This is a genomic window from uncultured Halopseudomonas sp. (assembly GCF_963977355.1).
GTDB lineage: Bacteria > Pseudomonadota > Gammaproteobacteria > Pseudomonadales > Pseudomonadaceae > Halopseudomonas.
Genome location: NZ_CAXBOV010000058.1, coordinates 1 through 2,027 on the forward strand (window position 1 = coordinate 1; position 2,027 = coordinate 2,027).

Annotated in this window: 1 protein-coding gene and 1 pseudogene; both read left to right on the top strand. The window is 58.1% G+C overall.

The window, feature by feature from the left end:
* Positions 1-1,914, top strand: a 1,914-nt coding sequence (locus AAC076_RS17305) for a nitrate reductase subunit alpha (protein WP_339848102.1), incomplete at its 5' end; no start/stop codon positions are given.
* Positions 1,911-2,027, top strand: a pseudogene (locus AAC076_RS17310) (hypothetical protein); the annotation flags it as partial. The gene AAC076_RS17305 and the pseudogene AAC076_RS17310, both read left to right, overlap by 4 nt.

Genomic DNA, 2,027 nt, shown 5'->3' on the forward strand with positions numbered 1-2,027 from the left:
TCCTTCTTCTACAGTCACTCCTCCCAGTGGCGCTATGAGAAGCTCGAAATCAAAGAGATCCTCTCACCGTTGGCCAAGGCCGAGGATTACCCAGGAAGTCTGATCGACTTTAACGTGCGCGCTGAGCGTATGGGCTGGCTGCCGTCAGCACCTCAACTGGACACTAACCCGCTGCGCCTGGCGAAAAAAGCCGAAGCCGCGGGTATGTCTACCGCCGACTATGCGGTTCAGCAACTTAAAAGCGGCGAACTGCGCTTTGCCGCAGAAGACCCGGACGCGCCAGAGAACTTCCCGCGCAATATGTTCATCTGGCGCTCCAACCTGCTGGGCAGCTCCGGTAAGGGCCATGAGTACATGCTCAAGTACCTGTTGGGTACACGCCACGGTATTCAGGGCAAAGACCTGGGCGACTTCGGCGGCCAGAAACCCGAAGAAGTCGTGTGGCGTGACGAGGCGCCGGAAGGCAAGCTCGACCTGCTGGTGACGCTGGATTTCCGTATGTCCACCACCTGTCTCTACTCGGATATCGTGCTGCCTACGGCGACCTGGTATGAGAAGGACGACCTTAACACTTCTGACATGCACCCCTTTATTCACCCCTTGACTGCCGCCACCGACCCGGCCTGGGAATCGCGCAGCGACTGGGATATTTACAAGGGTATTGCCAAGGCGTTCTCCAAAGTGTGTGTAGACCACCTGGGCGAGGAGACCGATCTGGTCACGCTGCCGATGCAGCACGACTCGCCAGGGGAGTTGGCCCAGCCGGCGGTGATGGATTGGAAGAAGGGCGAATGCGAGCCGATCCCTGGCAAGACCATGCCATCGCTAATTGAGGTCAAACGCAACTATCCCGAAACGTATGAGCGCTTCACCTCTGTTGGGCCGCTGCTGGAAAGTATCGGCAACGGCGGCAAGGGCATCGCCTGGAATACCGATGCTGAAGTCGAGCTGCTGGGCAAACTCAACCATCGCAAGCTGGATGGCCCGCATAAAGGGCGTCCGTTGATCGACAGCGCTATCGATGCTGCCGAGATGATTCTGACCCTGGCACCGGAAACCAACGGCGCCGTGGCAGTAAAAGCGTGGGATGCACTCTCCAAAATTACCGGGCGTGACCATACCCACCTGGCAAGGCCCAAACATGACGAAAAAATCCGCTTTCGCGATGTCGTCGCCCAGCCGCGCAAGATTATCTCCAGCCCGACCTGGTCCGGCCTCGAGGATGAGCATGTCTCCTATAACGCCGGTTACACCAACGTTCACGAGCTGATTCCCTGGCGCACCGTGAGTGGCCGTCAGCAGTTCTATCAGGATCACGCCTGGATGCGCGCTTTTGGCGAAAGCCTGCTGGTCTATCGTCCGCCCATCGATACCAAGGCGGCCAAAGGCTTCCAGCTTCCCGCCGACAACGGCTTCAAGAGCAAGGCGCTGAACTTCCTCACGCCGCACCAGAAGTGGGGCATCCACTCCACTTACTCGGACAACCTGCTGATGTTGACGCTTAACCGAGGCGGCCCGGTGGTGTGGCTCTCCGAGGCGGACGCGGCTGAGATCGATATCGAGGACAACGACTGGATCGAGGTCTACAACGCCAACGGCTCGATTGCCGCGCGGGCAGTGGTCAGCCAGCGGGTCAAGGCGGGCATGGTGATGATGTACCACGCCCAGGAGCGCAACGTGAACGTCCCTGGCTCTGAGGTCACCGGCACGCGGGGCGGTATTCACAACTCGGTCACCCGTGTCTGCCCCAAGCCAACCCACATGATCGGCGGCTACGCGCAGCTCTCTTACAGTTTTAATTATTACGGCACCGTCGGCTCAAATCGCGATGAGTTCGTGTTAGTGCGCAAGATGAAACACGTTGACTGGCTGGATGGTGAAGGCAATGACAGCGTTCAGGAGGCCGTGAAATGAAAATTCGTTCCCAGGTAGGCATGGTTCTCAACCTTGATAAGTGTATTGGTTGCCACACCTGTTCAGTGACCTGCAAAAATGTTTGGACTAGTCGCGAAGGTATGGAGTACACC